We start from the raw sequence: 22693 nt of genomic DNA, 5'->3' as shown, positions 1-22693 counted from the left end.
TAAGCAAAAAACGGGAACAACATAAAGCACAGCCATGCAACAATGTGCAATACGACGACAAGTTTGTTCCGGAAAATATGCTTGATAGGCTTCATGAAATAATCGCGGTAAACTTAGCCGAAAGAGGGTTAAGTTCTTGTTAAAAAGCCTCCCTGCATTGTGTTTGCCGGTTAAGTAAAAGTTAAAATTAACCGCAGCGCCTGGCAGGGAGTTAACCAAACGTTAAATACTGTTACACGCATGTTATTACATGCATGTAACAGTATTTAGTCAGGTCAAATAATATTTAGTAGCTAGTGCTGTATGTGCAATGCCGGGAGCTCCGCTGCTGTAATTGCGGGAGACTGGCGCGCCATCAGTTTTTTGACCATGAGGTCGCCAACACTTACGGCGTCTTCTTTGGTGTGGAAAGATTGCTTTCCGGCCAGTACAGGAATCCTGTCCTGGATGATATAAGTTTCACCGCCTGCCAGGATTTTATATCCCCAGCCACCTTCCGTTTCAAAGGGCGCCACTTCCAGTTTTACCATATCGGAAGCAGCGGCGGGCGAAGGCGTTTCAAACACCTTCGCTGCGGCAAAAAGTAAGAGCGTAACAAGTATCGCCGCGCTTATCCATCTGGTAATAGCCGGCTTAGTCATTTTCATTGTATTCTGCACTTGGATCAAATTCCCACAAATCTTCAAAAGGCAGGCTGGAGCTGGTTCCCAGCGCTACATAACCACGGTTGTTGATGCTGAAACCAACAGCCCCGCTACGCGCCAGTCCTTCAAAGCTGCGCTTCTGGTCCCACAGGTCGCTGATCGGATCGTATTCCCATACATTGGTGGTTAAACCACTTTTAGAGCCTGTGGCCAGGTAACCTTTGTTATTCATTACAAAGGCGGCGCACTTGCTGGATACGATATCATAATCGTTATCATAATCCTCGGTGCTTACGTTGGAGATTTTACGCTTCTCCGTCCATTTATTCGCCAAAGTGCTGGCCGGGTCGAACATCCATATGTCATTTACACTCAGCGTTTGGCCGGTATTAGGATTAGCGCCCGTTACCACGTATGCTTTGCTATCGATCACGAAGGCTGCCGCATAAGCACGTTTTTCACCGCCAAAGGCTTCCAGTTTGGTCCAGGCGCCGCCGGTAGACGAGGTATCGTAGGCGTAAAAATCTTTCAGGTAGTTGCCGTCGTAGCCGCAGGTTACGTAACCTTTAGGGCCGATGGCGAAGGCCGTAGCACCGTAACGGGCGGTACCGGTAAATGCTGCGCCTGCGGTCCACACATCCTTATCTGCGTCGTACACCCACGTATCATTTAATCTATTTACACCATCGTAGCCTGTTGCCACAATACCTTTGGCGCCTACGGCAAAGCCTACTGCGTTGTTGCGGGCGGAGCCGGGTAAATCGGCTACCTGCGTCCGGGAGTTGCTGGTTTGATTGTAGTACCAGAAATCTTTCAGGCGATAGGTGCCGTCGTAACCAGTGCCTATATAGGCCCTATCTCCAATCACGAACGAAACGGCTTCTCCCCGGGCAGGGCCTTCCAGCGTAGAACGGCGGATCCAGTTACCCACCTCTTCATCATCGCTGTTGGATTTGTTACAGGCGGCCATAAAACAGCCCGCAGCAGCCAGCAGCACCCAGGAATGTCTAACATTGAACATAAGCAATTACTTTTTTAACAGCGCCAAAATTATCCGGGGAAGTGTTAGGGTGGATATAAAATAGACTAATAACCTTCTTCTGGCAGACGAATACCCTTATTTTATCTGCCAATCGCGTCAAATGCCCCGTTAAGCGCCCTGGAGGCCCATCTCGCGCATTGCGGCGAACGGCGGTAAAGTTGATAGATTCATCGATAAATAACCGGCATTGGCATATTTAAACATTTCTTTCGCGGCATCGCGTTATAAACTTGCGCGTTGTCTTTTTATTTATGCGCAAAATATCATGCTTATTACTGGCAGTTTCGGCCTTATACCTGGCGTCCTGCGAAAAGAGTGGTTTCAGTTACGAGAACGTGACTACGGAAAACGGTGCCGGTTATATATTACTGGATACTTTTTCGGTGGATGTCAAAACCGTTCAACTGGATTCCGTACCCAGTTCGGGGCAGAACGTGATACTGAACGGCACTTACGCTGACCCGATCTTCGGAAAAATTACCGCCGGTTCTTATTTTGAAGTGAGCATGCCGGATGTGCACAAAATCGAGACCAATATGGTATATGACTCTACCGAGATCGTATTACGCAGCAATGGTTATTATTATGGAGACACCATGGCGCCCCTGAACCTCCAGGTGTACCAGCTGGCCGAAAACATCAAAATGAACGATGGCAGCTCCTATATATATACCCATCATTCGTTTGCCCACCAGCCGGTTGCCCTGGGTTCCAAAACCATGTACCTCCACCCGCTGCTGAAAGATACGGTGAGCGTACGCCTGGCAGACGGCAAGGGACAGGAAATATGGAACCATTTTGCCAATTATAGCAACGAGGTATCCGGCGCGGCACAGTGGCTCGACTACTTTAAGGGCTTCTACATTAACACCGGTACCACCAATGTGATTTACGGTTACGATGCTGCCACCGCCGTGATGCGTATTCACTACCACATCAACAGCCCGGAGCGGGAAACCGCTTACTTTGAATTTCCTTTATCGAACAGTACTTACCAGTTCAATCATATCGATGCAGACCGGACAGGCACAGCCATCGCAGGCTTAACGCACGCGAACAACAGCATCCCGGCCGAGAACCTGGATAACGCTGCGTACCTGCAAGGGCTCACGGGCGTTGTTACCCGCATCGACCTGCCCAGCATTAAAAATCTGCAGGAGCTGGGGCGCTTCGGAAAAATAGTAAGCGCCACCATGGTGGTACAACCCATCCGCAACACCTACACTAAATACAACCTGCCCGCGAGGCTGGCGCTCGTAGAGGCAGATGCAAAGCAAAACACTTACGATACACTCGTGAGTACCACCACCGGCGGTTACCAGTACGGCGACCTGACGATCGACAATCTGTACAACGAAAACACCGCATACACCTATGATCTTACTTCGTACTGCAACGCCGAACTGGTATCGAATAACGTAACTACCCGCGGATTGCTGCTCACCCCTACGCATGGCGACTACCTTACGAAAATGGACAGGCTGGTCACGGGTAACAAGGTGAATACCAAGAACAAACTGACTTTCAAAATTTATTACCTGTTGTATAAATAAGCGCGATACGAATGCAAAACAAACTATACCTTACTATTTGCGGTTGCAGCCTGATGTTGCTGGTCAATTTGCAGGCCAGTGCACAAAAAGGCCTTAATTCGCTGTATTCCGCCTACGGCATCGGCGACCTGGAAGAAAGGGACTACAGCCGCAATTTGGCGTAGGCAGTGCGGGTATCGGACGTAGAACAGGCAACTTCCTGAATGAACAAAACCCGGCCAGCTACAGCGCTTTACCTACTCAGCGTTTCTTTTTCGAAGTATCGGGCGCTGGTAAAATGGCACAGTACAACTCTTCTACCATCACGCAAAGCGCGGGCGATATCAACTTCAAGAAAATAGCGATCGGCTTTAAAGCAGCAAAGACCTGGGGCGTAAGCTTTGGAGCTACACCCTACTCCAACATCGATTACAAAGTATTAAATACAAAATATATCACCGGCACACCCACCGGTGTTAGAAGTGCCATAGAAGGTTCCGGTGGCCTGACCCGTGCGTATCTTTCCAATGCGGTACAACTGGGCAAACACTTTTCAGTGGGGTTATCCGGAGCTTTTCTATTTGGCAACGCAACAACGACCGACAGTACCGGCGGCACGGGACAGAGCACCGATGTGTTCACAGAGAATGTGCGTAGTCTAAACAACTTCCAGCTCACCTCCGGCCTGCAATACAGCGGTAAGGTAGGCGATATGGTACTAGGCGCAGGTGTTACGTACCGGCTGCAGACCAAACTCAGATCGGACGAAACCTTCAGCATAAAAGATAATAACAGCAATACCTATTACGAGGAAGATGTAAAAACCGGCAGGTATACCCTTCCGGCGCAATACGGTGCTGGCTTGTCGCTCACCAACGGGCGTTTTACCGCACTGGCCGACTACCGCATGAGCGACTGGAGCGGCTCCAACGCCAACCAGGGGGACTATGTATATACAAAATCGCAGCGCGTGGCGGGCGGCCTGGAATACAGTTTTTACAAGTATTACATGGCCAGCCGCGTAGAGGGCATGTCGTTACAACTGGGCGCCAACTATCAGAATTCGTATATGAAAATAAAGGGACAGGACATCCGTGACTTTGGTGTCACCGCCGGCGTATCGATGCCTGCGGGCAGTACGCTGCGTTATTACATTGGCCTGAAGTGGGCCAGCGCGGAACGCAGCAACGCAGCCTGATCCGGGAAAACTTTGTGAACGTGGTATTCAGCCTGTCGATGCGGGACCTTTGGTTCTTTAAACGAGTGGAATACTAAAGAAAGATATGTAAGACGGTGTACGTTAAGAGGCGCAGGTGCAGGCTGAAAGGCCGGCCTGCGTTTCTGCTAAAAACACTCACCTCCTTCACCGCATGCTCAAAATGCAGGAAATCCGAAAACCATTTCCCCGATGCTTTCATCGTTCGCTGCTGCGTGGCATGGTCCACATGTACCAGCCCGAAGCGCGCCCGGTAACCTTCCGCCCATTCAAAATTATCGGTGAGCGTCCACGCGAAATAGCCTGTTAGCGGCACGCCTTCGCGCTTGGCCTGCAAAGCGCCGGCCATGTATTCGCGGAAGTATTTAATGCGCTGTGCATCGTTCACCACGCCGTTTTCCAGCGTATCGTTAAACGCTGCGCCGCTTTCAGATACAATAATATTTTTGATGCCCTTATACGCCGCAAACTGTTTCAGGATATTATACATGCCTTCTCCGCTGATTTCCCATCCCAGCGCAGTGGTAGGCACATTACGCGTGCGCGGTTTCACCTCGCTCACATTCACGTAAGGCATAAAAGCATTGTGCTTCACCACCAGCGGAAAGTAATTCTGCACACCGATAAAATCGAATTCAAACGGCAATTTCTCCCAATCGCGCCACATCGCGTAACGGCGTTCGATACGGTTCAGCAAAGGAAAATCATCTGCCGGGTAACGCATACCCAGCGAAGGTTCTATAAATAAGCGATTGAACAAAGCATCTGCACGGCGCGCCGCTTTGATATCGGCTTCGCTTTGTGTGTAGGGAATAATATGCGAACAGGAAAAAGTAGTCCCCACCTGTGCATCGCGCACTTCGTTACGTACAACGCGGCCGCCCTCGGCCTGTGCCAGCGCCGTGTGGTGTACGGCAGGCAAAAAGTACGACAGGCCGAATTTGCCCGGCGCATGTACGCCTAACATGTACCCCAGTGAGGTAAATCCGAATGGTTCATTCAGCACGATCCAATGTTTCACTTTATCGCCGAACGCCCGCGCACAAATATTCACATAGTTTTCGAACGCAAACACAATCCCCGGTGGCACCAGCCCCCTTTCTGCTCCAGCGCCTGCGGTAAATCCCAATGATACAGCGTTACGTAGGGCGTGAGTCCCAGTTCCAGGCAGGTGTCGATTACTTTGTGATAAAAGTCGATACCCTGCTGATTTACCGCGCCGGTACCATGTGGCAGTATGCGTGGCCACGAAATAGAAAAGCGGAACACGGTAAAGCCCAATTGCTTTGCCAAAAGTATATCCTCACGGTAACGCACATAAAAATCGCAGGCCTGTTGTGCGTGGGTACCGTCTTTGATCTTGCCGCGCCGTGCACTGAAAGCATCCCAGATAGACGCACCTTTGCCGTCCGCATCGCAGGCGCCTTCGTTCTGAAAAGCAGAAATCACTACTCCCCAGGAAAAGTCGTCCCCGAAATCTTTACGCGAAAATGAAGCAGGCAATGTCATATTATCCTCGAAATTAATGCTTAACAGGTTAACCCTGTATTAAATTTTGTGAATATGTAACCAACTTTCAGGCCGCCATTGCCCCATGTCTTCTACCCCATCGCACTTTTCATCCTCCCATTGTTTTACTACATTTGACGTAATGACGAATCGCATCCACATTACCCTGGCAGCCGCCGCTATGGCCTGCCTGACCGCCTGCGGAACATCGCCGGCACCGCAGCAGGGACTGGCTTTAAGTCCGGTCGGCAACCTCAACAAAATGGTACTCATCCCTGCCGGTACTTTCAGCATGGGCGCCGACGACAACGATGGTCAACCCGATGAATATCCGAAACACACCGTGCAACTCGACTCCTTTTGGATGGACGAGCACGAAGTGACGAATGGCGAGTTTGCACAGTTCGTAAAAGCTACCGGCTATAAAACCGTGGCGGAAAAACCCGTTACCATGGAAGAAATTATGCGGGAACTGCCGCCGGGCACGCCACAGCCCGACAGCAGCATGCTCGAACCCGGCTCGCTCGTATTCACGCCGCCCAGCCAGGCCGTTCCGCTTGATGATGTATCGCAATGGTGGAGCTTTATCCGGGGCGCCGATTGGCAGCACCCCAGGGGCCGGAGAGCAATATCTCCGGAAAAGAAAATTACCCGGTAACGCATATCGCTTACGAAGATGCGCTGGCCTACGCTAAATGGGCCGGCAAACGCCTGCCCACCGAAGCTGAATGGGAATACGCCGCCCGTGGTGGCCGCAGCAACGAGCCATATCCATGGGGCCGGGAACTGCTTACCGAAGGCAAGCCCAAAGCCAATACCTGGAATGGACACTTTCCGTACGAGAATACCCAAACAGACGGCTTTTCCGGCCTGGCCCCGGTTAAATCGTTTACACCTAACGGTTATGGACTCTACGACATGAGCGGCAACGTGTGGGAGTTATGTGCCGACTGGTTTCATAGCGACTACTACAAATCGGTGGCTAACACCACCAGCATTAATCCTAAAGGTCCCGATCAAAGTTACGATGCCGAAGATCCGGGCAGTATTAAACACGTGATCCGCGGCGGCTCCTTTATGTGCAGCGATGAATATTGCAAAGGTTACCGTGTATCGGCAAGAATGAAAACCTCGCCGGAATCGGGCCTGGAAAACCTTGGTTTCCGTTGTGTGATGGATATAAAAAAATAAGGGAGGGTAGCGGATGCTTCCTTCCCTTTTTGTATCTGCGTGAGTATAAAAACTTATTGTTTAATGAGCTTTTTGCTGCGCGATGCCCGCCGGTGAACACGTGCAGGTAATACACGCCGGGAGCACCCGTTACCACGAAGTCCAGTGTTTTAAAACTGCCGGGCGTACCGTCACCCGCCATGCGGGATACCTCTACTCCTTTGCTGTTGTACAACCGCGCTTCATATTTACCATCGCCAGCCAGCTGGAACTGCGCGTTAAAGCTGCCGGTGCTGGAAGGGTTCGGGAATACACGGAAAAGTTTCTGATGCGCCGCCGTTTCTGCTTTGGCTTTCTCGCGGATTGCTATGGTCTCAGTTCTCGGCGCTGGTGAAGCCATGCCGGTAACCACAATTTCTTCCAGCGATGGGTCCTGCACTCTTCTTATCAGATTGGTAACAACAGTGTCTTTTACCGTTTTGCCTTTTTTGGTTTGCACGAGTATTACACCATTCGCCGCCCTGGAACCATAAATGGCCAGCGCAGCCTGATCTTTCAACACGGTTACAGATTCAATCTGGTCGGAATTAAGGTGGGAGATCGTGGAATCGGGCTTGCCATCTATCAACATCAACACATTATTTGCACTGGCAGTGGCAAAGCCGGGACGTAAGCCCGGCGGCTGGTATCGCCGCGGAAAACGATGCCGTTTCCGGTTACTACACGCGGGCTGTTACGCACCTGGAGCGTTATAGGTTTACTACCGGATTTCGTAAACACCTCTATCTTAGTCGGACCTTCCTCTTTTACGTTGGTGGTCACCTCGCTGATATCCGCGCGTTCCAGGCGATACAGTGCAGATTCACTTACTGGCGACCCGTTCAGGAAAAACGTATAGTTTTCGTCGGGTGAACGGGTAATTCTTACGGGTTTGCTACCTTTTGCAGCACCTACCAGGATGAACTTATCGTTGGAACTGGTGATGAAAATATTTTCCACTTTGCCGCTCTTCGCCGAATCGGGACGGAGCGCATAACCTCTTACCACCACTTCTCCGTTTTCATTTACACGGGAACCGGCCGTTTTCTGCAGGTAAGAAAGCAACAAAGTGTCTGACGACATGGTAAAGCCGCTTTTTGCTACAAAGGTTACCGGACGATGGGCGGTATCTGCCGAACCCTGGCTGCGCGTCACGAATATCTTAACACCCGTGTCTTTTTTGAGCTTATAGCCGGTTACTATTACTTCCGGCGCCACGGTATCCCTTTTTTTCGGGCTGTGGTTCAGTTTTTTCAGTTTGATCTTGTAATAATAATTGAGGGATGGTTCCCTGCCCTACCGGCGCCAGTTTTACGCCCGCACGGCTAAAGTTTAGTGTGAGCACGAGCATGCTGACCATACAGCCCAGTACAACGTACCGGACGATCTGGTATCGCGATGATCGCTCTTTATTCATCATCATAATGCGGTTTTTGAGATGTGAAAAATTGAAATTGTTTGCGATGGCCGTCGCGTATGGAGCTCCACTAACTTTCAGAAGACTGTACTGGTAGGCTTTCGCATCTACCCCAGCCCGCAGCATTTTGCGGTCTGTTATAAATTCAAGGTTCTCGCGGATGGCCGTTTTCATCAGCCACGCCCCCGGGTTGAACCAGTAAAACACGTTATTTATTTCACCCATCATTACATCCGCCGAATGCCACTCTTCCACGTGCACCTGCTCGTGGCGGATCACCGCGTCCAGTTCATCATTCGAATGTAATTGAGGGTTCAGGTATATATTTTTGAAGAAAGAAAAAGGGGCCACTTCCCTTTGCACCACCCGTACCTGGCGGTTGCGCAGCTTCGCCGCATCTGACATCATATGAAAGCGCATCAGCGATATCATCTGCAACAGCAGGCGGACAGACATAATGCCTACACCGATCCAGAACACCCAGGTGAGGGCGGTCCATACGGTAAATACTTCTACCGCTTCCGCCGCAGGTTTCAACGCACCCAGGTCGGGCACATAGTAAACAACCGTACCTAACGTCTTTTCGTTACGGTTAAAAAAATCGTTGACGTCAACCAACGGGAATACCGACGAAAAACAATTCCTGTTAACAGGAAAAACCGGTTCAGCGTGTAAAAGGTCAGCCTTCTGAGCCCCAGGCGGTAAGCCAGGTAAAACAGGCTGAGCGATACGTTCGCCTTCAACAGATATATGAACAGTTCGGGCATACAGGTCTACTTGGACGGTGAAGAAACAGCGCTATTTCTTTTCTATCATGCGAATGATCTCTTTCAGTTCATCCGGACTAATATTTTTCTCTTTGGCGAAAAAGGTCACCAGTTCTTTATAAGAATTCTCGAAATAATCTTTCACAAAGCCATTCATGAATTTGCGGGTATAATCACCCTCCTCTATGGATGGCGTATACTCATACACGTTACCCATTTTGGTACTTGTCAGATAGCCTTTTTTTCGAGGTTCTTAATGGTAGACGCCAAGGTGGTGTACGGCGGCATTGGTTCGGCGTGCGCTTCCGGAAATCTTTCACAAAACCTTTTCCCACTTTCCAGATGGCCTGCATGGCCGCCTCTTCCTGTTTGGTTAGTTTTTCCATAAAAAAATGTAATTAACAGTACGAATATACGGACATTCCGTAATTCTACGAACTTTTCGTAGATATTTTTTTCTTTATTGATTTTCAATCATTTCCTCACATCCTTGAAACCTAAAGGCACCATTTCCGCTACTTTTTCCCAGCCCCAGTAGCCTTCGTATACCAGGTCTGCCGGCGAATCCACATTTCCATTGCCATCAACGCCCACTTCCGGCACAAATAAATGGAGGGTGGACGTCTGCGGATATCGCTTATCGTCCGGGCGGCCGCGGTAGCGCAGGTATTCCCGGGTTTCTCTTTCGTGTTGATAAACTACCTGCAGGTAGTTACCGAAATGCAGAACGATGCCTTCTCCTTTGTCAGGCGCCCGGTAAATGCTGTCGTAAGGAACGGCGCCGGTATATAAGTAATCCGCATACCGCGACATCGAAAATCCCCGTTGCCCGATCAGTTTACGTTGCGCCGTATCGCCCGCTGCACGCTGCTCTCCATTCTTCCGTTCCACGCGCACGATCTTGTTCACCTGAAACCGTCTTCCTTCAACCGGCGCTCGATCAGGCTGCGCATAAAATGCAATGACGAACCGCGGTAAGCTTCCAGCCGCCTCGCTTCCCAGCGCGACTGCTGCCGCCTGTTTTTCGATTTCATTTCTTCAAACTGGGGAAAGCCATAGTACAACACATAGTGCATCGCATAATCATTAATGTAGCCCTGTAACACATATTTAATACGATATCCCAGTTGCGGGTTTTCTATTACCAGCAGTCCGTCGGAACTGGCGATCAGTTGTCCTTTTTGTTCATCATAATAAATATCGATCGCGTCCTCGTTCAAAATGCGGCAGGCCTTTGCGGCACTACTCATGCCCAGGAATGTCTCCTTAAATGTTGTCAGCCAGCGGTCGCGGTTTGGATTTTTCCGGATCACTACTTCACTTAATTGCCCCGCTTTCGGTTTCAGTTTCAGATGCAGTGTAAGCGTGGTGTCCTGTAACGACAACGGCACCACGAGTGGTTCATATCCAAGGTAGGAAACGATCAGTTCGTACCGGCCATTCGGGACGTTACGCACTTCAAAAGTGCCCTGCTCAGTTGTACGATCGCCGAGGGTCGTCTGGCTGAGAAACACGCTGGCAAAGGGTAATAGTGCATTATCTTTCTCGCTGCGAATGCTTCCCCTGATTACGCTTTGGGCGGATACCTGCAGGCACATCAACGTGAAAAAAACAAAACTTGTGAAAATGTTAAATTTCATCCGGACAGTCATTAATTACGAAACATTCGTAAATTTACGAAAAGTTCGTTGTGATTCATAGCAACAACTTTATCTCCTTCCGCCATTCATCCTTAGGCCAATTAACCTCTTTATATCAAGGGACTGTGTACTACATGGTCCCTTTTTTACTGCATAAAAAAGGGACTGCACATCCCGCACAGCCCCATTTTTCGTCTCTTTTATATAGAAAGATAAGCTTACTCGCCCATCAATTCTTCCAGTCTCTTTTCCAACGCGTCGCCACGCAGATTTTTACCGATGATTTTGCCTTTCGGGTCCAGCAGGTAATTTTGCGGGATGGCGCGGATGCCATACAACCGGGCCACTTCGTTCTGCCAGCCTTTCAAGTCACTTACCTGTTGCCAGTTCAGCTGATCTTTCTCGATGGCCTTTAGCCATTTATCGCGGAGTCGTCCAGCGAAATACCCAGTATCGTAAAGTTTTTATCTTTAAAACGATTGTAAGCTTTTACGACGTTGGGGTTCTCTGCCCTGCAGGGACCGCACCAGCTGGCCCAGAAATCGACCAGCACGTACTTACCGCGCAGCGATGATAAGCTGACCGCTGTACTGTCCGGCGCACGCTGTACGAAGTCGATGGAAGGTTGTCCCACCTGCGTTTTGCGGGCAATATCCGTGCGGCGGTAAAACGCCTGTCCCGATGGTGATTGCCGCACCTCTTCCGACAGATTATTAAAAACGGGTTCTATTTCAGGAATATTAATATCGTAACCCGCCAGTGTATTGATTACGTAAATGCCGATGGGTGTGGCGGGGTGTTGTTTGAGGTAAGCGCGTTGGGTGGCGCTGCGTTTGGCATCCAGCTCTGCGAACATGGATTCCGTTTTCTTCATCCCTTCCTCATCCTTCGCCGCGTAATATTTGCGATATTGTTGCTGCAACTCTTCCCATTGTTTGCCGATAGACGATTCCAGCTCGTTCAGGCGTTCCAGGTCCTGTTGGGCCCGCCCACCCTGCACCGCTGCATTGCCGCTTACATCTTTAATGTCAACGGTGGTAGTGCCTTTGTCCACGAAAAACTTTGCTATTTCTTTGCGGCTTTTGCTGCCGGGTCTTTCGGGCAAGTCAAGGTACATGAAAATGGAGGCATACACGGGTTCGTCCAGCTTCCCTTTGAAAACAAACTGTCCGTTCACCACTTCGGCGCTGTCCAGCTGGTTTCTATCGGCCTTTCTGAAGCTGATATACACCTTGCCGGGCTGTTCAATGGTGGTAGTGCCCTTTATATCATAATGAAGCGGTTTCGTTTTGGGCTGGGCTGCGAGTGCCCAGGGAAGGAATAGTGCTGCTACTAGAACTATTCGTTTCATACTCACTGTTTTGTTCTCTGCAAAAATCTCGCTTTGAGGAGGTAAATCCAACGCTATTTTGATAAACGGCTATTGCAGCAATTCGTCCAGTTTAGCGTCCAGGTCCATACCGCGGAGATTGCGGGCTACTATTTTTCCCTGGGGATCAACCAGGAAGTTAGCTGGAATGGAGCGAACGCCATACTGCTGCGCCACTTTGTTTTGCCAGCCGCGGAGGTCGGAAACCTGTGTCCACTGGAGTTTATCGGCCGCAATCGCCTTCAGCCAGTCGTTCCGGTCCTCATCCAGCGAAACGCCCAGTACCGTGAAGTTTTTATCCTTATACTTGTTATAAGCGGCTACCACGTTGGGATTCTCCTGCCTGCAGGGTCCGCACCAGCTGGCCCAGAAATCGACCAACACATATTTTCCGCGGAAAGATGACAGTTTCACCGGTTTGCCCTTAGTATCGTTCTGCGTAAAATCGTCGGCCGCTACATTCAGCGCCTGTGCTTTCTGCGAAGCGAGATAACCGGATATGCGGGCGGCGTGTTTGGATTTACGGACTGCCGGGGTCAATGTAGTACAAGGCCTCCAGCTCCGAAATTTCCAGCGTTTGGCCAGTTCATTGCCCAGCATCCAGAGGCTTGCCAGTTTATCGGGGTATTGGGTGATAAAGTCGCGGCCGGCGGCGACTACCCCTTTATTATAAGTATCTGCCTTTTTCTTGAACGCCTCGTAGGCGGCCTGGTCGTTGGGACCAATGTGCTGTGCCTCTTCGTTCAGTTTCGCCGCTTGTTTGGAGAAGCTGGTGAACGTACGTTGGTACAACTGCATGTATTTCGTATCGTCGTTCACCTTCATATCGTTGGCCAGCGGGAAATGGCCGGTATCCAGTGTAAATTCGAGCGACGCGTCTTTGCGCGGCACCACGAACATAAAATTATCGGCATCCTGCAGCAACAGCGCGTAAATTTCCGCGTCTCCACCTGGTTTCAGCGTAAACCTGAATTTTTCGTCTTTTACAATTACGGAATCGCGCGGCCCGTCGGACGTGTCATCGAACAGGTAAAGCGTTTTGCTGTTGGCGCCCTTAAATGTGCCGCTGATGGTTTGCTGGGCATGGGCCGCCAGGGCGGAAGTCAGTATTGCTACGGATAAAAACAGGTTCTTCATTACTGGTTTATTTATGCCTTTCCTTCAACACGTTAATGATGTCCGACAGCTTAAAACCTTTGGCCTGTAACAATATCAGGTAATGGAACAGCAGATCGGCGCCTTCGCTCAGGAACAGGTGATCGTTATTATCTTTGGCTTCTATCACCAGCTCCACAGCTTCTTCTCCCACCTTTTGCGCCATTTTATTAATGCCCCTGGCAAACAGTTTGGCGGTATAGGAGGCCTCGCTCGGGTTGGCGATTCTATCTGCAATTACCTGCTCCAGCTTGAACAGGAAATCGTTGCTTTCATTTTTTCGTTCCAGCAGGTGTCTGCACCGGTGTGACATACAGGGCCTACGGGTTCGGCTTTGATCAGCAAAGTATCGTGATCACAGTCTACTTTAACGTCTTTCAGGTGCAGGAAATTGCCGCTCTCCTCTCCTTTTGTCCACAGCCGTTGTTTCGAGCGACTGTAAAACGTTACTTTTCCTTCCTGCATGGTTTTATCGAAGGCCGCCTGGTCCATGTAACCGAGCATCAATACTTTATCCGTATTTGCATCCTGGATAATGGCGGGCACCAGGCCGTCCGGTGATTTTTTAAAATCTATCTGCATAAATATAAAAATATTCTATATTGATTTGCTTAAAAGCGAATCGAGAGGTTTCGTTGGTAAAGGTATTTCTTGAGTTCCTGAATTTCCATTTCTTTATAATGGAAGATGCTGGCCGCCAGTGCCGCATCTGCCTGTGCAACTTCAAACACATCTGCAAAATGCTGCATGGTACCCGCACCGCCGGAGGCAATTACAGGAACAGGCAGCTCCTGCGCGAGTTTACCGGTAATGTCCAGTGCAAAGCCCTGTTTAGTACCGTCGTTATTCATGGAGGTGAGCAAAATTTCACCGGCGCCACGATCCACCGCTTCTTTCGCCCAATCCGCCGTTTTGGCTTCCGTTTTCACGCGGCCGCCATTCAGGTATACATACCAGTCACCATCTTCAAATTTTGTGTCGATGGCGAGCACGATGCACTGGCTGCCGAATTCCAACGAAAGCTCATTCAGTAATTCAGGCCGGCGAAAAGCTGCCGAGTTCACGGAAACCTTGTCTGCACCTGCGTTCAGCAACACGCTAACATCTTCTACCGAACTGATGCCACCGCCTACTGTAAATGGAATGTTGATATGATGTGCGATCCGCGTTACCAGTTCTGCCAACGTTTTGCGGCGTTCCACGGTCGCGGTAATGTCCAGAACACCAGTTCATCGGCGCCCTGCTGTGCGTACAAAGCGCCCAGTTCAATGGGATCGCCCGCATCGCGGATATTTTCGAAGTTTACGCCCTTTACGGTCCTGCCGTCTTTAATGTCCAGGCAGGGAATGATGCGTTTTGTAAGCATAACTTGTTAAGCGTTGAATTGTTTGAGTTCGTTTATCGAAATCCTGTTTTCATAAATGGCCTTGCCGATGATCGCACCCGCGCAACCCGCTTCCCGCAGGGCTTCCACATCTTTAATATTGCTCACACCGCCACTGGCAATGAAATGGATGTTCTTAAAACGTTCCAGTATCTTCTTATAAAGCTCCGTAGATGGTCCCTGTAAAAGGCCATCTTTAGAAATATCTGTACAAAATATATTGCGTACACCCTTATCCACATTGGATTGCAGGAAGTCGTACACACTCAGCTCCGTAGTTTCGAGCCAGCCGCCTACGGCAATGTTCTCACCCTTTACGTCCGCACCGAGAAATATTTTTTCCGGGCCATATTGATCCACCCAGCTAAAAAATACCTCCGGCTGCTTTACTGCCACGCTGCCGATGGTAGCCATGGCCGCGCCGCTTTCGAATACGATGCTGATGTCTTTATCCGTTTTGATACCACCGCCGAAATCGATGACCATACTGGTTTTGCCGGCAATATCTTCCAGCACTTTCCAGTTTACGACCGCACCTTTCTTTGCGCCATCCAGGTCTACAAGATGCAGCCGGGTAATGCCCGCATCTTCAAATTCCTTCGCTACTTCCAGCGGATGTTCGTTGTACACCGTTTTTTGTGCATAATCGCCCTGCGTGAGCCGAACACATTTTCCGCCGATGATGTCGATGGCGGGTATAATTTCAAAAGACATGCTATAAGTTCAAAAAGCTCTCAATCAGTTTCTCGCCATGCTCCGCCGATTTTTCGGGGTGGAACTGGGCGGCGTAAAAGTTATTCTTCTGCAGCGCAGCGCTGTAGTTGATCACGTAATTCGCGATGGCCGTAGTTTCCGGGCCAAGCTCCGCGTAATAGCTATGCACAAAGTACATGTAAGCGTTTTGCGGCACGTGTTCAAAAATCTTGCTGTGCAACCCTGTGATATTGTTCCAGCCAATTTGCGGGATCTTCAGCAGGTTTTCCACCGGCGAGGTAAATTTCCTGACGTTCAGATCAAAGATGCCAAGGCAGTCGGTATTATTCTCTTCAGAATGTTTGCACATCAACTGCATGCCCAGGCAAATACCCAACGTAGGCTGCTCCAGGTTTTTGATTACTTTGTCCAGCCCCTTTTCCCGCAGGTAACGCATGGCCGTGCTGGCCTCGCCCACACCGGGAAAAATCACTTTGTCCGCCGCGCGGATTTCAGCGGGATCGTCGGTTACCACGCCTTCCACGTTCTGCCGCTCCAGGGCGAACAGCACGGAGCGGATATTGCCGGCGTTGTATTTTATAATGACTGTTTTCATAAATAGCTTAGTTGATAATGGCTTTCACGAACCTGTCCACGGTTTGCGACACCTCTCCACCCGCTTCCAGCGCCTTTACGAACGCGGTGCCGATGATGGCACCGTTGCTGTACGCACTTGCCGCCTCAAAAGTAGCTTTATCTTTTATACCAAACCCAATCAACACGGGGTTTTTCAGTTGTAATTTTTTGATGCGCTCGAAATATGCCTGCTGTCCCTCAAAACTCTTGTCCTTACCGGTTGTGGAGGAAGAGGATACCGCGTACACGAAACCTCTGCTCACACTATCGATCTTGCGGATGCGCTCATCGCTGGTTTCCGGTGTGATCAGGAATACCAGTGCTGGCCATATTTTTCGAACAGTGGTTTGTAGTCCTCCTCGTACTCCTGCATCGGCAGGTCGGGCAGAATGATGCCATCCACCCCCACAGCTGCGCAGTGTTGCAGGAAATTCTCCATGCCAAACTGCAATACGGGGTTAATATAGCCCATCAGGATCAAGGGAAGATTAAAAGAACTTCTCATTTCCTTCAGTTGTTCGAACAACGTTTTGATGCTCATGCCGTTGGCGATCGCTTTTGTGCTGCTTGCCTGGATCACAGGCCCATCTGCCAATGGATCGGAAAAAGGCATGCCCAGTTCCACCATATCGGCGCCGGCAGCCTCCGTGGCCTTGATCACCGGCAAAGTATCCGCCAGGTTGGGATAACCCGCGGTACAATAGATGTTGAGCACATTTTGCTGTTTCTTGCTGAACAGTTGGTCAATGCGGTTCATTGCCATTTATTTTTGAAGATTTTTGATATAAGTTTCCGTGTCTTTATCGCCGCGGCCGGAGAGGCACACCACTACGGTATCGGTAGGTTTCAGCTCCGGTCCTTCAGCTTGGCCAGTGCGTGCGCGCTTTCGAGGGCAGGGATGATACCTTCGAGGCGACACAGCTCATAAGCCGCCTGCAGCGATTCTTCATCCGTGGCATTCAGGAACACACCGCGACCGGTATCGTACAAATTCGCGTGCATCGGTCCTACACCGGGATAGTCAAGTCCCGCTGAAATCGAGTGTGGCTCAACAATCTGTCCGTCTTCGGTTTGCATGAGGAGGGTTTTGCTCGCGTGGATCACCCCTATCTTTCCCAATTGAGAAGTAGCGGCCGAATAGCCACTATGCACACCCTGTCCTGCCGCTTCCACGGCGATGAGCTGTACTTTCTCGTCTTCTGTAAAATGAAAGAAAGCACCCGCCGCATTGCTGCCGCCGCCTACACAGGCGATCACATAATCCGGTGTTTCTTTACCGGTCTTTTCTTTCAGCTGTGCACGGATCTCTTCGCTGATTACCGACTGAAAACGCGCCACCATATCCGGATAAGGATGCGGTCCCACTACAGAACCAATGATGTAATGCGTATCCACCGGATTATTGATCCAGTCGCGGATCGCCTCATTAGTAGCGTCTTTCAGGGTTTGGCTGCCGCTGGTTGCCGCGATCACTTCCGCACCGAGCATTTTCATGCGGGCCACGTTCGGCGCCTGGCGCTGGATGTCTACGCTGCCCATATACACAATGCACTGCAATCCCATCAGGGCGCAAACCGTAGCCGTAGCCACGCCGTGCTGCCCGGCGCCTGTTTCCGCGATGATGCGTTTCTTGCCGAGGCGTTTCGCCAGTAGGATCTGCCCAATCGTATTATTGATTTTATGTGCGCCGGTGTGGTTCAGGTCTTCACGTTTGAGGTAAATGTTAGCGCCGTATTTTTCGGACAACCTTTTTGCAAAATAGAGTGGAGACGGACGGCCCACATAATCGCGCAACAGTTCTTCGAACTCCTGCTGAAATGCGGGATCTTTCATGATCTCCATATATTGAGTGCGCAGCTCTTCTACGTTCGGGTACAACATTTCCGGGATGTAAGCACCGCCGAATTTGCCGTAATAGCCTTTCTCATTTACATGATACTTAGAGCCCCTCGTGCTAACCGCAATATTCATCGTACTGTTTATTTTACAGGTGATTGTTTAATGTTGTTGATGAAATCCTGTACCTGTCGCATGTCTTTAATGCCGGGTAAGGTTTCAAATTTACTGTTAACGTCTACCGCGTAGAGTCCGGGCAATTGCAGTTCCAGCAAGGCCTGCGCCTGTGCGGGACCAATACCGCCGCTTAAAAAGAAAGGTGTTTTAAATGGGTACTGCGCAAGCAGCGCCCAGTCGAACAGTTGCCCGTTGCCGCCATATTCTTTGCCTGCGGTATCAAACAAAAAATAATCGCACACACCTTCGTAAGCAATGGCAACGTCTTCTACCGTTTTACCGTCACCAATGCGGAATGCTTTGATAACGATCGCTGCCTGCCGCACTGCACTGCAGTACTCCGGCGTTTCATCGCCATGCAACTGTGCCGCGTCCAGGCCGTAGTCTTTAATGATTTGCAACACCTGCTGCAACGGGGCGTTTACGAATACTCCTACTTTTTTATGTTTGCCGCTGTTTCGCGTACCGTACGCGCATCCAGTTTGTTACCCATAAAGCGCGGCGAGCGTTCGTAAAATATGAAGCCAGCATAATCCGCGCCGCCCTGTTCCAGGGCGACGAGCTGCTCCGCCCTCGTGATGCCGCATACTTTTACTTTCATATAGCCTTCAATTGCTCCTTCAGGTAATTGGCGAATGTTTCGAATGCCGCAGGCGGGTTCTCCTGCTTCATGAAATGCTCGCCGATCAAAAATCCGTCGAAGCCGGCCTTTTTCAGTGATACAATACTGTTCACATCATTAATGCCGCTTTCCGCCACTTTCAGTTTATCAGATGGAATATGTTCCGCCAGTTCGAATGAGCGGTTGATATCTACCGTAAAAGTAGTGAGGTCGCGGTTATTCACGCCCACCAGGTGTACTGAAGGTGCTACTTTATCAACCTGCGGCAGACTGTTTACTTCCAGCAGTACTTCCAGTCCCGTGTCCTCCGCATATTTTGATAGATGGGCTACTTCTTCTTTCGTCAAACATTCCGCGATCAGGAGGATCACATCTGCGCCGATTGCCTTTGCTTCCGCAATTTGGTATTGATCGATCACGAAATCCTTGCGCAAAATGGGAATGCGGTTAATCGCGCGGGCTTCTTTCAGGTCTTCCACCGAGCCGCCGAAGTAGGGACCGTCTGTTAAAACCGACAAACCGGACGCTCCAAACCTGGAATACGCGCAGGTAATATCTTTCACCGAATACCGGTCGTTGATAATACCTTTGGACGGCGACTTCCGTTTGAACTCGGCGATAATGCCCGTTTTTTCGGGCATCCGCAAAAACTCACGAAGGGAAAACGGGTTACACCTGTACAGCGGAGATTTATTTAAATCATCAATGCTGCGCAGTTTTTTACGCTCCGCTACTTCAACCTTCTTCGTTTCAACGATTGCTGTTAAAATGTTTTTCATGCCCGGTGTTTATTGGAGACTGATCAATTTTTGAACGACTGGTATGCTTTGCCCGATTCTAATGACTCCACGGCCGCCTGGAAGCAGCTGTCGTAATCTTTGTAAGTACCAAGGCAATTCAATCCCATAGCGGCGTTAGCCAGTACTACGGAATGTTGCGCCCAGGTGCCTTCGCCTTTCAGGACTTTCACAAATATCTTCGCCGCTTCTTCGGTCGTAGCACCGCCGTAAATATCCTGCGGGGTTACTTTACGTTTGCCCAGCGCTTCCGGCGTCCAGTTATGTTCTCCTATGTTGGAAATCACTTTGGTGTCGCCTGTAAGCGATATTTCATCGTAACCATCCGGGCTGTGCACGATCACGAAGCGTTTATCGGTCTGCTGGAAAAGATAGTTATAAATTCTGGCCATTTCAAGGCTGTATACGCCAATCAGCTGCGATTTCGCAAAAGCGGGATTTACCAGGGGGCCCAGCATGTTAAAGAACGTGCGAACACCCAGTTGCCTGCGGATCGGCGCTACGTTTTTAATGCGGGGTGGAACAGCGGTGCGTGTAAGAAGCAGATGCCCGCTTCTTCCAGTTCCCTGTTCAGCGCGCCCTGGTCGTTTTTGAATTTGTACCCAACCAACTCCATGACGTTGGAGGCGCCGCTTACGGAAGACACACCATAGTTACCATGCTTCGCCACTTTTCCACCTGCGCCGGCTACAATGAAACAAGACAGGGTGGAAATGTTAAACGTGTTTTTCTGATCGCCGCCGGTACCCACGATGTCGAGTACGTCGTGGCCGTTCAAATCAACAGGCACGCACATTTCGAGCAGGGCATCACGGAAGCCGAGCAGCTCGTCGATCGTAATGGTACGCATCAGGAATACGGTCATAAATGCCGCAAGCTCACTTTCATTGTACTGGCCTTTGCCAATACCGGTCAGGATTTCTTTGGCTCCTTCGCGGGTAAAAGTTTTATGTTCAAAAAGATAATTCAGTATTTTTTTCATGTCGGTTTGATGTTAATGGTGAGAAAAAAGTATTGCCTATTTCTCCAGCCAGTTCCTGAGTATCTGCTCTCCTTTGGGCGTCAATACGCTTTCGGGATGGAACTGTACGCCGCTTACATCATATGTTTTATGCTGCAGCGCCATTACATAACCATGTGCATCTCTGGCGGTCACCTCCAGTTCGGCTGGCAGTGATTTTTCGTCTACTACCCAGGAGTGGTAACGGCCTACTTCCAGCTCATCGGGCAGATGGTTGAACAGCCTGCCGTTGCGGGAAATGATCTGCACGGGCGTAGCCACACCATGATATACTTCTGAAAGATTGATCAGTTTACCGCCAAAAGCTTCGCCAATGGCTTGCTGACCTAAACACACACCGAAGATCGATTTGGTGGCGGCGTATTCCCTGATCAAAGGCAGCAGTAAACCTGCTTCTTCCGGAATACCCGGGCCGGGCGACAAAATAATCTTATCAAATGCTTTCACATCTTCCAGTTTGATCTTGTCGTTGCGGTGCACGGTTACTTTTCCGTTGATGATCTTTTCTACAAGATGCACCAGGTTGTATGTGAAAGAATCGTAGTTATCGAAAACGAGGATATTCATTGTCAGATGTTTTGCGCCTTTATGATGGCCTGTTTCAGTGCATTCAATTTATTGTTCACTTCTTCCAGTTCGGAAGCGGCCACGGATTTGGCCACCACGCCGGCTCCCGCCTGGTAGTATAATGTGTTGTTCTTGCTCAGCATCGAGCGGATCATGATCGCGTGATTAAAATCGCCGTTAAAGCCCACGAAACCCACACATCCGCCGTAGAAGCCGCGGGAAGTCGGTTCGTATTTATCGATCAACTCCATCGCTTTAAATTTCGGCGCGCCGGACAAAGTGCCTGCAGGGAACGTATCGGCGAGGATGCTGAAAGGAGGTGTTTCACCGTTGATCTTTCCGGTCACTTCACTCACCAGGTGAATTACGTGAGAGTAAAAATGTATCTGCCTGTAGGAAGTTACTTCTACTTCAGTAGCGTGGCGGCTCAGGTCATTACGCGCTAAGTCGACCAGCATCACGTGTTCAGCGTTTTCCTTCGGATCTTCGAGCAATTGTGCGGCCAGCTTTTTATCCTGCTCATCGTTGCCGGTTCTCCTGAAAGTACCGGCAATCGGGTGAATTACGGCTTTACCATTGCGTACAATGAGTTGCGCTTCAGGCGACGAACCCATCAGTTTATAATCACCGTAATCAAAATAAAAGAGATAAGGAGAAGGGTTAATGGAGCGGAGGGCGCGGTATACATTGAATTCGTCGCCGGAAAACTGTTGGTGGAAGGAACGGGAAAGTACGATCTGGAATACGTCGCCGCGGAAACAGTGTTCGCGGCCCTTTTCTACCATTTGCATGTACTGTTCGCCCGTCATATTGCTGAACTCCTCCCCTTTGGCCGCGAAAGGATATGCCGGGAAATCTTTAATGCGTATCAGCGATTCAATCTGGTCAAATTCGCTTTCCACACCGTCGATCGCATTTTCCACCAGGTACATTTCATCTTTAAAGTGGTTGATGACGATCACATACTGGTAAAAGCGATAACGCATTAATGGGATCGTATTACCATTGGTGGCGCGTTGCTGGAACCTGATCGTTTCGAAAAATTGTACGGCGTCGAAAGTGCTGTAGCCGTAAAGTCCTTCTGTAAAGGGAACAGGCGACTTCTCTACAAATTTAAAACGCTGCAGGAAGGTATCCATTTCCTTCAACACTTCGGCAGGACTGTTCAACTGCCTGCGTTCCGGTTCGCGGTTCGGGTACTTGAATTCGAAAATATCCGTGGAAGTTACCTCAATACCGGCAATCGGTTTGATGGCAATAAAAGAATAACTGTTTTCGCTGGCATGGCTGTCCGTACTTTCCAGCAGGATCGAGCCGGGGAATTTATCCCTGATGCGCAGGTAAATACTAACCGGCGTGTACACATCGGCGAGCATTTGTTTGTATTTCGTCCGTACTTCAATTTGTTTCATGACAGAACGCAGTATAAACTTTGTACCGGGCTACCTGCCCGGGGATGG

29 protein-coding genes and 3 pseudogenes are annotated in these 22693 nt (G+C 49.9%); 5 read left to right on the top strand and 27 right to left on the bottom strand.

Annotated elements, in window-relative coordinates:
• Nucleotides 1-293: 293 nt before the first annotated feature.
• The gene (locus tag MKQ70_RS36250; protein ID WP_248080442.1) at nt 294-647 is read right to left on the bottom strand and encodes a DUF4907 domain-containing protein; all 354 of its coding nucleotides are present in this window, start codon (nt 645-647) and stop codon (nt 294-296) included.
• Entirely contained in the window at nt 634-1665 is a 1032-nt protein-coding gene (locus MKQ70_RS36245) for a Kelch repeat-containing protein (protein WP_248080440.1), read from the bottom strand. The genes MKQ70_RS36250 and MKQ70_RS36245 overlap by 14 nt, the downstream gene beginning before the upstream one ends.
• Nucleotides 1666-1937: 272 nt before the next feature.
• Here MKQ70_RS36245 and MKQ70_RS36240 point away from each other — a divergent pair, with 272 nt between their 5' ends.
• The 4 genes from MKQ70_RS36240 to MKQ70_RS43975 are packed head-to-tail and all read left to right on the top strand — an operon-like array spanning nt 1938 to nt 4493.
• On the top strand, nt 1938-3239 hold the full coding sequence (locus MKQ70_RS36240; RefSeq protein ID WP_248080438.1) for a DUF4270 family protein: 1302 nt from the start codon (nt 1938-1940) through the stop codon (nt 3237-3239).
• An 11-nt stretch (nt 3240-3250) separates the two neighbouring features.
• Complete coding sequence (locus MKQ70_RS36235) at nt 3251-3403, top strand: hypothetical protein (RefSeq protein WP_248080436.1); 153 nt, start codon at nt 3251-3253, stop codon at nt 3401-3403.
• An 11-nt stretch (nt 3404-3414) separates the two neighbouring features.
• Nucleotides 3415-4416: a BamG family beta-barrel-assembly machinery protein gene (gene bamG, locus MKQ70_RS36230; protein ID WP_504909820.1), complete on the top strand. Its 1002-nt coding sequence runs from the start codon at nt 3415-3417 to the stop codon at nt 4414-4416.
• The gene (locus tag MKQ70_RS43975; RefSeq protein ID WP_504909659.1) at nt 4383-4493 is read left to right on the top strand and encodes a BamG-related protein; all 111 of its coding nucleotides are present in this window, start codon (nt 4383-4385) and stop codon (nt 4491-4493) included. Before bamG ends, MKQ70_RS43975 begins: the two co-directional genes overlap by 34 nt.
• Here MKQ70_RS43975 and MKQ70_RS36225 read toward each other — a convergent pair.
• Both MKQ70_RS36225 and MKQ70_RS40665 read right to left on the bottom strand, forming a co-directional pair.
• Nucleotides 4490-5524 (bottom strand): glycoside hydrolase family 1 protein, encoded by a 1035-nt coding sequence (locus tag MKQ70_RS36225; RefSeq protein ID WP_308199367.1) that lies wholly within the window; start codon nt 5522-5524, stop codon nt 4490-4492. The two genes, MKQ70_RS43975 and MKQ70_RS36225, sit on opposite strands and share 4 nt — an antisense overlap.
• On the bottom strand, nt 5485-5943 hold the full coding sequence (locus MKQ70_RS40665; protein WP_282456979.1) for a family 1 glycosylhydrolase: 459 nt from the start codon (nt 5941-5943) through the stop codon (nt 5485-5487). The genes MKQ70_RS36225 and MKQ70_RS40665 overlap by 40 nt, the downstream gene beginning before the upstream one ends.
• An 85-nt stretch (nt 5944-6028) precedes the next feature.
• Here MKQ70_RS40665 and MKQ70_RS43135 point away from each other — a divergent pair.
• Nucleotides 6029-7134, top strand: a pseudogene (locus tag MKQ70_RS43135) (formylglycine-generating enzyme family protein).
• Here the strand turns inward: MKQ70_RS43135 and MKQ70_RS36210 are convergent.
• The 23 genes and pseudogenes from MKQ70_RS36210 to MKQ70_RS36105 form a co-directional block, all read right to left on the bottom strand.
• Nucleotides 7019-7744: a T9SS type A sorting domain-containing protein gene (locus MKQ70_RS36210; RefSeq protein ID WP_248080428.1), complete on the bottom strand. Its 726-nt coding sequence runs from the start codon at nt 7742-7744 to the stop codon at nt 7019-7021. The pseudogene MKQ70_RS43135 and the gene MKQ70_RS36210 sit on opposite strands and share 116 nt — an antisense overlap.
• Nucleotides 7744-8370, bottom strand: a complete 627-nt coding sequence (locus MKQ70_RS36205; protein WP_248080427.1) for a hypothetical protein — start codon at nt 8368-8370, stop codon at nt 7744-7746. Before MKQ70_RS36205 ends, MKQ70_RS36210 begins: the two co-directional genes overlap by 1 nt.
• Complete coding sequence (locus tag MKQ70_RS36200; protein WP_248080425.1) at nt 8339-9187, bottom strand: M56 family metallopeptidase; 849 nt, start codon at nt 9185-9187, stop codon at nt 8339-8341. The genes MKQ70_RS36205 and MKQ70_RS36200 overlap by 32 nt, the downstream gene beginning before the upstream one ends.
• A 180-nt stretch (nt 9188-9367) precedes the next feature.
• Complete coding sequence (locus MKQ70_RS36195) at nt 9368-9544, bottom strand: BlaI/MecI/CopY family transcriptional regulator (protein WP_248080423.1); 177 nt, start codon at nt 9542-9544, stop codon at nt 9368-9370.
• Nucleotides 9545-9810: 266 nt separating this feature from the next.
• On the bottom strand, nt 9811-10245 hold the full coding sequence (locus MKQ70_RS36190; RefSeq protein WP_248080415.1) for a hypothetical protein: 435 nt from the start codon (nt 10243-10245) through the stop codon (nt 9811-9813).
• Nucleotides 10242-10976 (bottom strand): carboxypeptidase-like regulatory domain-containing protein, encoded by a 735-nt coding sequence (locus tag MKQ70_RS36185; protein WP_248080414.1) that lies wholly within the window; start codon nt 10974-10976, stop codon nt 10242-10244. The genes MKQ70_RS36190 and MKQ70_RS36185 overlap by 4 nt, the downstream gene beginning before the upstream one ends.
• 218 nt (nt 10977-11194) lie before the next feature.
• Entirely contained in the window at nt 11195-11344 is a 150-nt protein-coding gene (locus tag MKQ70_RS36180; RefSeq protein ID WP_248080412.1) for a TlpA family protein disulfide reductase, read from the bottom strand.
• A 44-nt stretch (nt 11345-11388) separates the two neighbouring features.
• Nucleotides 11389-12327 carry a TlpA disulfide reductase family protein gene (locus tag MKQ70_RS36175; protein WP_248080410.1) on the bottom strand — a complete coding sequence of 313 codons (939 nt, stop codon included), beginning with the start codon at nt 12325-12327 and terminating at the stop codon, nt 11389-11391.
• 69 nt (nt 12328-12396) lie between these two features.
• On the bottom strand, nt 12397-13482 hold the full coding sequence (locus tag MKQ70_RS36170) for a TlpA disulfide reductase family protein (protein ID WP_248080409.1): 1086 nt from the start codon (nt 13480-13482) through the stop codon (nt 12397-12399).
• Nucleotides 13483-13489: 7 nt separating this feature from the next.
• Entirely contained in the window at nt 13490-13813 is a 324-nt protein-coding gene (hisE, locus tag MKQ70_RS36165; protein ID WP_248080407.1) for a phosphoribosyl-ATP diphosphatase, read from the bottom strand.
• Nucleotides 13738-14082: a phosphoribosyl-AMP cyclohydrolase gene (gene hisI / locus MKQ70_RS36160; RefSeq protein ID WP_248080405.1), complete on the bottom strand. Its 345-nt coding sequence runs from the start codon at nt 14080-14082 to the stop codon at nt 13738-13740. The genes hisE and hisI overlap by 76 nt, the downstream gene beginning before the upstream one ends.
• Nucleotides 14083-14111: 29 nt before the next feature.
• A pseudogene (gene hisF, locus MKQ70_RS36155) lies at nt 14112-14866 on the bottom strand (imidazole glycerol phosphate synthase subunit HisF).
• A 6-nt stretch (nt 14867-14872) separates the two neighbouring features.
• A complete protein-coding gene (hisA, locus tag MKQ70_RS36150) occupies nt 14873-15598 on the bottom strand; it encodes a 1-(5-phosphoribosyl)-5-[(5-phosphoribosylamino)methylideneamino]imidazole-4-carboxamide isomerase (RefSeq protein WP_248080395.1) in 726 nt (241 codons plus the stop codon).
• A 1-nt stretch (nt 15599) separates the two neighbouring features.
• Nucleotides 15600-16193 carry an imidazole glycerol phosphate synthase subunit HisH gene (gene hisH / locus MKQ70_RS36145; protein WP_248080393.1) on the bottom strand — a complete coding sequence of 198 codons (594 nt, stop codon included), beginning with the start codon at nt 16191-16193 and terminating at the stop codon, nt 15600-15602.
• A 7-nt stretch (nt 16194-16200) separates the two neighbouring features.
• Entirely contained in the window at nt 16201-16485 is a 285-nt protein-coding gene (locus tag MKQ70_RS40660) for a tryptophan synthase subunit alpha (protein ID WP_308199601.1), read from the bottom strand.
• Nucleotides 16486-16520: 35 nt separating this feature from the next.
• Nucleotides 16521-16970 (bottom strand): tryptophan synthase subunit alpha, encoded by a 450-nt coding sequence (gene trpA / locus MKQ70_RS40655; RefSeq protein WP_282456977.1) that lies wholly within the window; start codon nt 16968-16970, stop codon nt 16521-16523.
• Between the two features lie 89 nt (nt 16971-17059).
• Nucleotides 17060-18184 (bottom strand): tryptophan synthase subunit beta, encoded by a 1125-nt coding sequence (gene trpB / locus MKQ70_RS36135; protein ID WP_248080386.1) that lies wholly within the window; start codon nt 18182-18184, stop codon nt 17060-17062.
• An 8-nt stretch (nt 18185-18192) separates the two neighbouring features.
• Nucleotides 18193-18630 (bottom strand): phosphoribosylanthranilate isomerase, encoded by a 438-nt coding sequence (locus MKQ70_RS36130; protein ID WP_248080384.1) that lies wholly within the window; start codon nt 18628-18630, stop codon nt 18193-18195.
• A 29-nt stretch (nt 18631-18659) separates the two neighbouring features.
• Nucleotides 18660-18827, bottom strand: coding sequence for a hypothetical protein (locus MKQ70_RS36125; RefSeq protein WP_248080382.1), 168 nt, complete (start codon nt 18825-18827; stop codon nt 18660-18662).
• On the bottom strand, nt 18824-19627 hold the full coding sequence (gene trpC, locus MKQ70_RS36120; RefSeq protein WP_248080380.1) for an indole-3-glycerol phosphate synthase TrpC: 804 nt from the start codon (nt 19625-19627) through the stop codon (nt 18824-18826). Before trpC ends, MKQ70_RS36125 begins: the two co-directional genes overlap by 4 nt.
• A gap of 23 nt (nt 19628-19650) precedes the next feature.
• Nucleotides 19651-20627, bottom strand: a pseudogene (gene trpD, locus MKQ70_RS36115) (anthranilate phosphoribosyltransferase).
• Nucleotides 20628-20663: 36 nt separating this feature from the next.
• Complete coding sequence (locus tag MKQ70_RS36110) at nt 20664-21233, bottom strand: anthranilate synthase component II (protein WP_248080378.1); 570 nt, start codon at nt 21231-21233, stop codon at nt 20664-20666.
• A gap of 2 nt (nt 21234-21235) precedes the next feature.
• Nucleotides 21236-22645 carry an anthranilate synthase component I family protein gene (locus MKQ70_RS36105; protein ID WP_248080377.1) on the bottom strand — a complete coding sequence of 470 codons (1410 nt, stop codon included), beginning with the start codon at nt 22643-22645 and terminating at the stop codon, nt 21236-21238.
• Nucleotides 22646-22693: the final 48 nt, after the last annotated feature.

This window comes from Chitinophaga sedimenti (assembly GCF_023156195.1).
Classification (GTDB): domain Bacteria; phylum Bacteroidota; class Bacteroidia; order Chitinophagales; family Chitinophagaceae; genus Chitinophaga; species Chitinophaga sedimenti.
The sequence above is the reverse complement of the archived record's forward strand: the minus strand, read 5'-3'. Positions and strand labels throughout refer to the sequence as shown.

What these genes read in the sequence shown, in the direction of transcription:
- hisA (WP_248080395.1), bottom strand. Translation starts at nt 15,598, where the DNA reads ATGTCTTTTGAAATTATACCCGCCATCGACATCATCGGCGGAAAATGT.
- MKQ70_RS40665 (WP_282456979.1), bottom strand. Translation starts at nt 5,943, where the DNA reads ATGACATTGCCTGCTTCATTTTCGCGTAAAGATTTCGGGGACGACTTT.
- MKQ70_RS36175 (WP_248080410.1), bottom strand. Translation starts at nt 12,327, where the DNA reads ATGAAACGAATAGTTCTAGTAGCAGCACTATTCCTTCCCTGGGCACTC.
- hisI (WP_248080405.1), bottom strand. Translation starts at nt 14,082, where the DNA reads ATGCAGATAGATTTTAAAAAATCACCGGACGGCCTGGTGCCCGCCATT.
- MKQ70_RS36170 (WP_248080409.1), bottom strand. Translation starts at nt 13,482, where the DNA reads ATGAAGAACCTGTTTTTATCCGTAGCAATACTGACTTCCGCCCTGGCG.
- trpA (WP_282456977.1), bottom strand. Translation starts at nt 16,970, where the DNA reads ATGAACCGCATTGACCAACTGTTCAGCAAGAAACAGCAAAATGTGCTC.
- MKQ70_RS36240 (WP_248080438.1), top strand. Translation starts at nt 1,938, where the DNA reads ATGCGCAAAATATCATGCTTATTACTGGCAGTTTCGGCCTTATACCTG.
- hisE (WP_248080407.1), bottom strand. Translation starts at nt 13,813, where the DNA reads ATGTCACACCGGTGCAGACACCTGCTGGAACGAAAAAATGAAAGCAAC.
- MKQ70_RS36110 (WP_248080378.1), bottom strand. Translation starts at nt 21,233, where the DNA reads ATGAATATCCTCGTTTTCGATAACTACGATTCTTTCACATACAACCTG.
- MKQ70_RS36210 (WP_248080428.1), bottom strand. Translation starts at nt 7,744, where the DNA reads ATGTTGATAGATGGCAAGCCCGATTCCACGATCTCCCACCTTAATTCC.
- MKQ70_RS36245 (WP_248080440.1), bottom strand. Translation starts at nt 1,665, where the DNA reads ATGTTCAATGTTAGACATTCCTGGGTGCTGCTGGCTGCTGCGGGCTGT.
- MKQ70_RS36185 (WP_248080414.1), bottom strand. Translation starts at nt 10,976, where the DNA reads ATGAAATTTAACATTTTCACAAGTTTTGTTTTTTTCACGTTGATGTGC.
- trpB (WP_248080386.1), bottom strand. Translation starts at nt 18,184, where the DNA reads ATGAATATTGCGGTTAGCACGAGGGGCTCTAAGTATCATGTAAATGAG.
- hisH (WP_248080393.1), bottom strand. Translation starts at nt 16,193, where the DNA reads ATGAAAACAGTCATTATAAAATACAACGCCGGCAATATCCGCTCCGTG.
- MKQ70_RS36125 (WP_248080382.1), bottom strand. Translation starts at nt 18,827, where the DNA reads ATGAAAGTAAAAGTATGCGGCATCACGAGGGCGGAGCAGCTCGTCGCC.
- MKQ70_RS36250 (WP_248080442.1), bottom strand. Translation starts at nt 647, where the DNA reads ATGAAAATGACTAAGCCGGCTATTACCAGATGGATAAGCGCGGCGATA.
- MKQ70_RS36105 (WP_248080377.1), bottom strand. Translation starts at nt 22,645, where the DNA reads ATGAAACAAATTGAAGTACGGACGAAATACAAACAAATGCTCGCCGAT.
- trpC (WP_248080380.1), bottom strand. Translation starts at nt 19,627, where the DNA reads ATGAAAAACATTTTAACAGCAATCGTTGAAACGAAGAAGGTTGAAGTA.
- MKQ70_RS36235 (WP_248080436.1), top strand. Translation starts at nt 3,251, where the DNA reads ATGCAAAACAAACTATACCTTACTATTTGCGGTTGCAGCCTGATGTTG.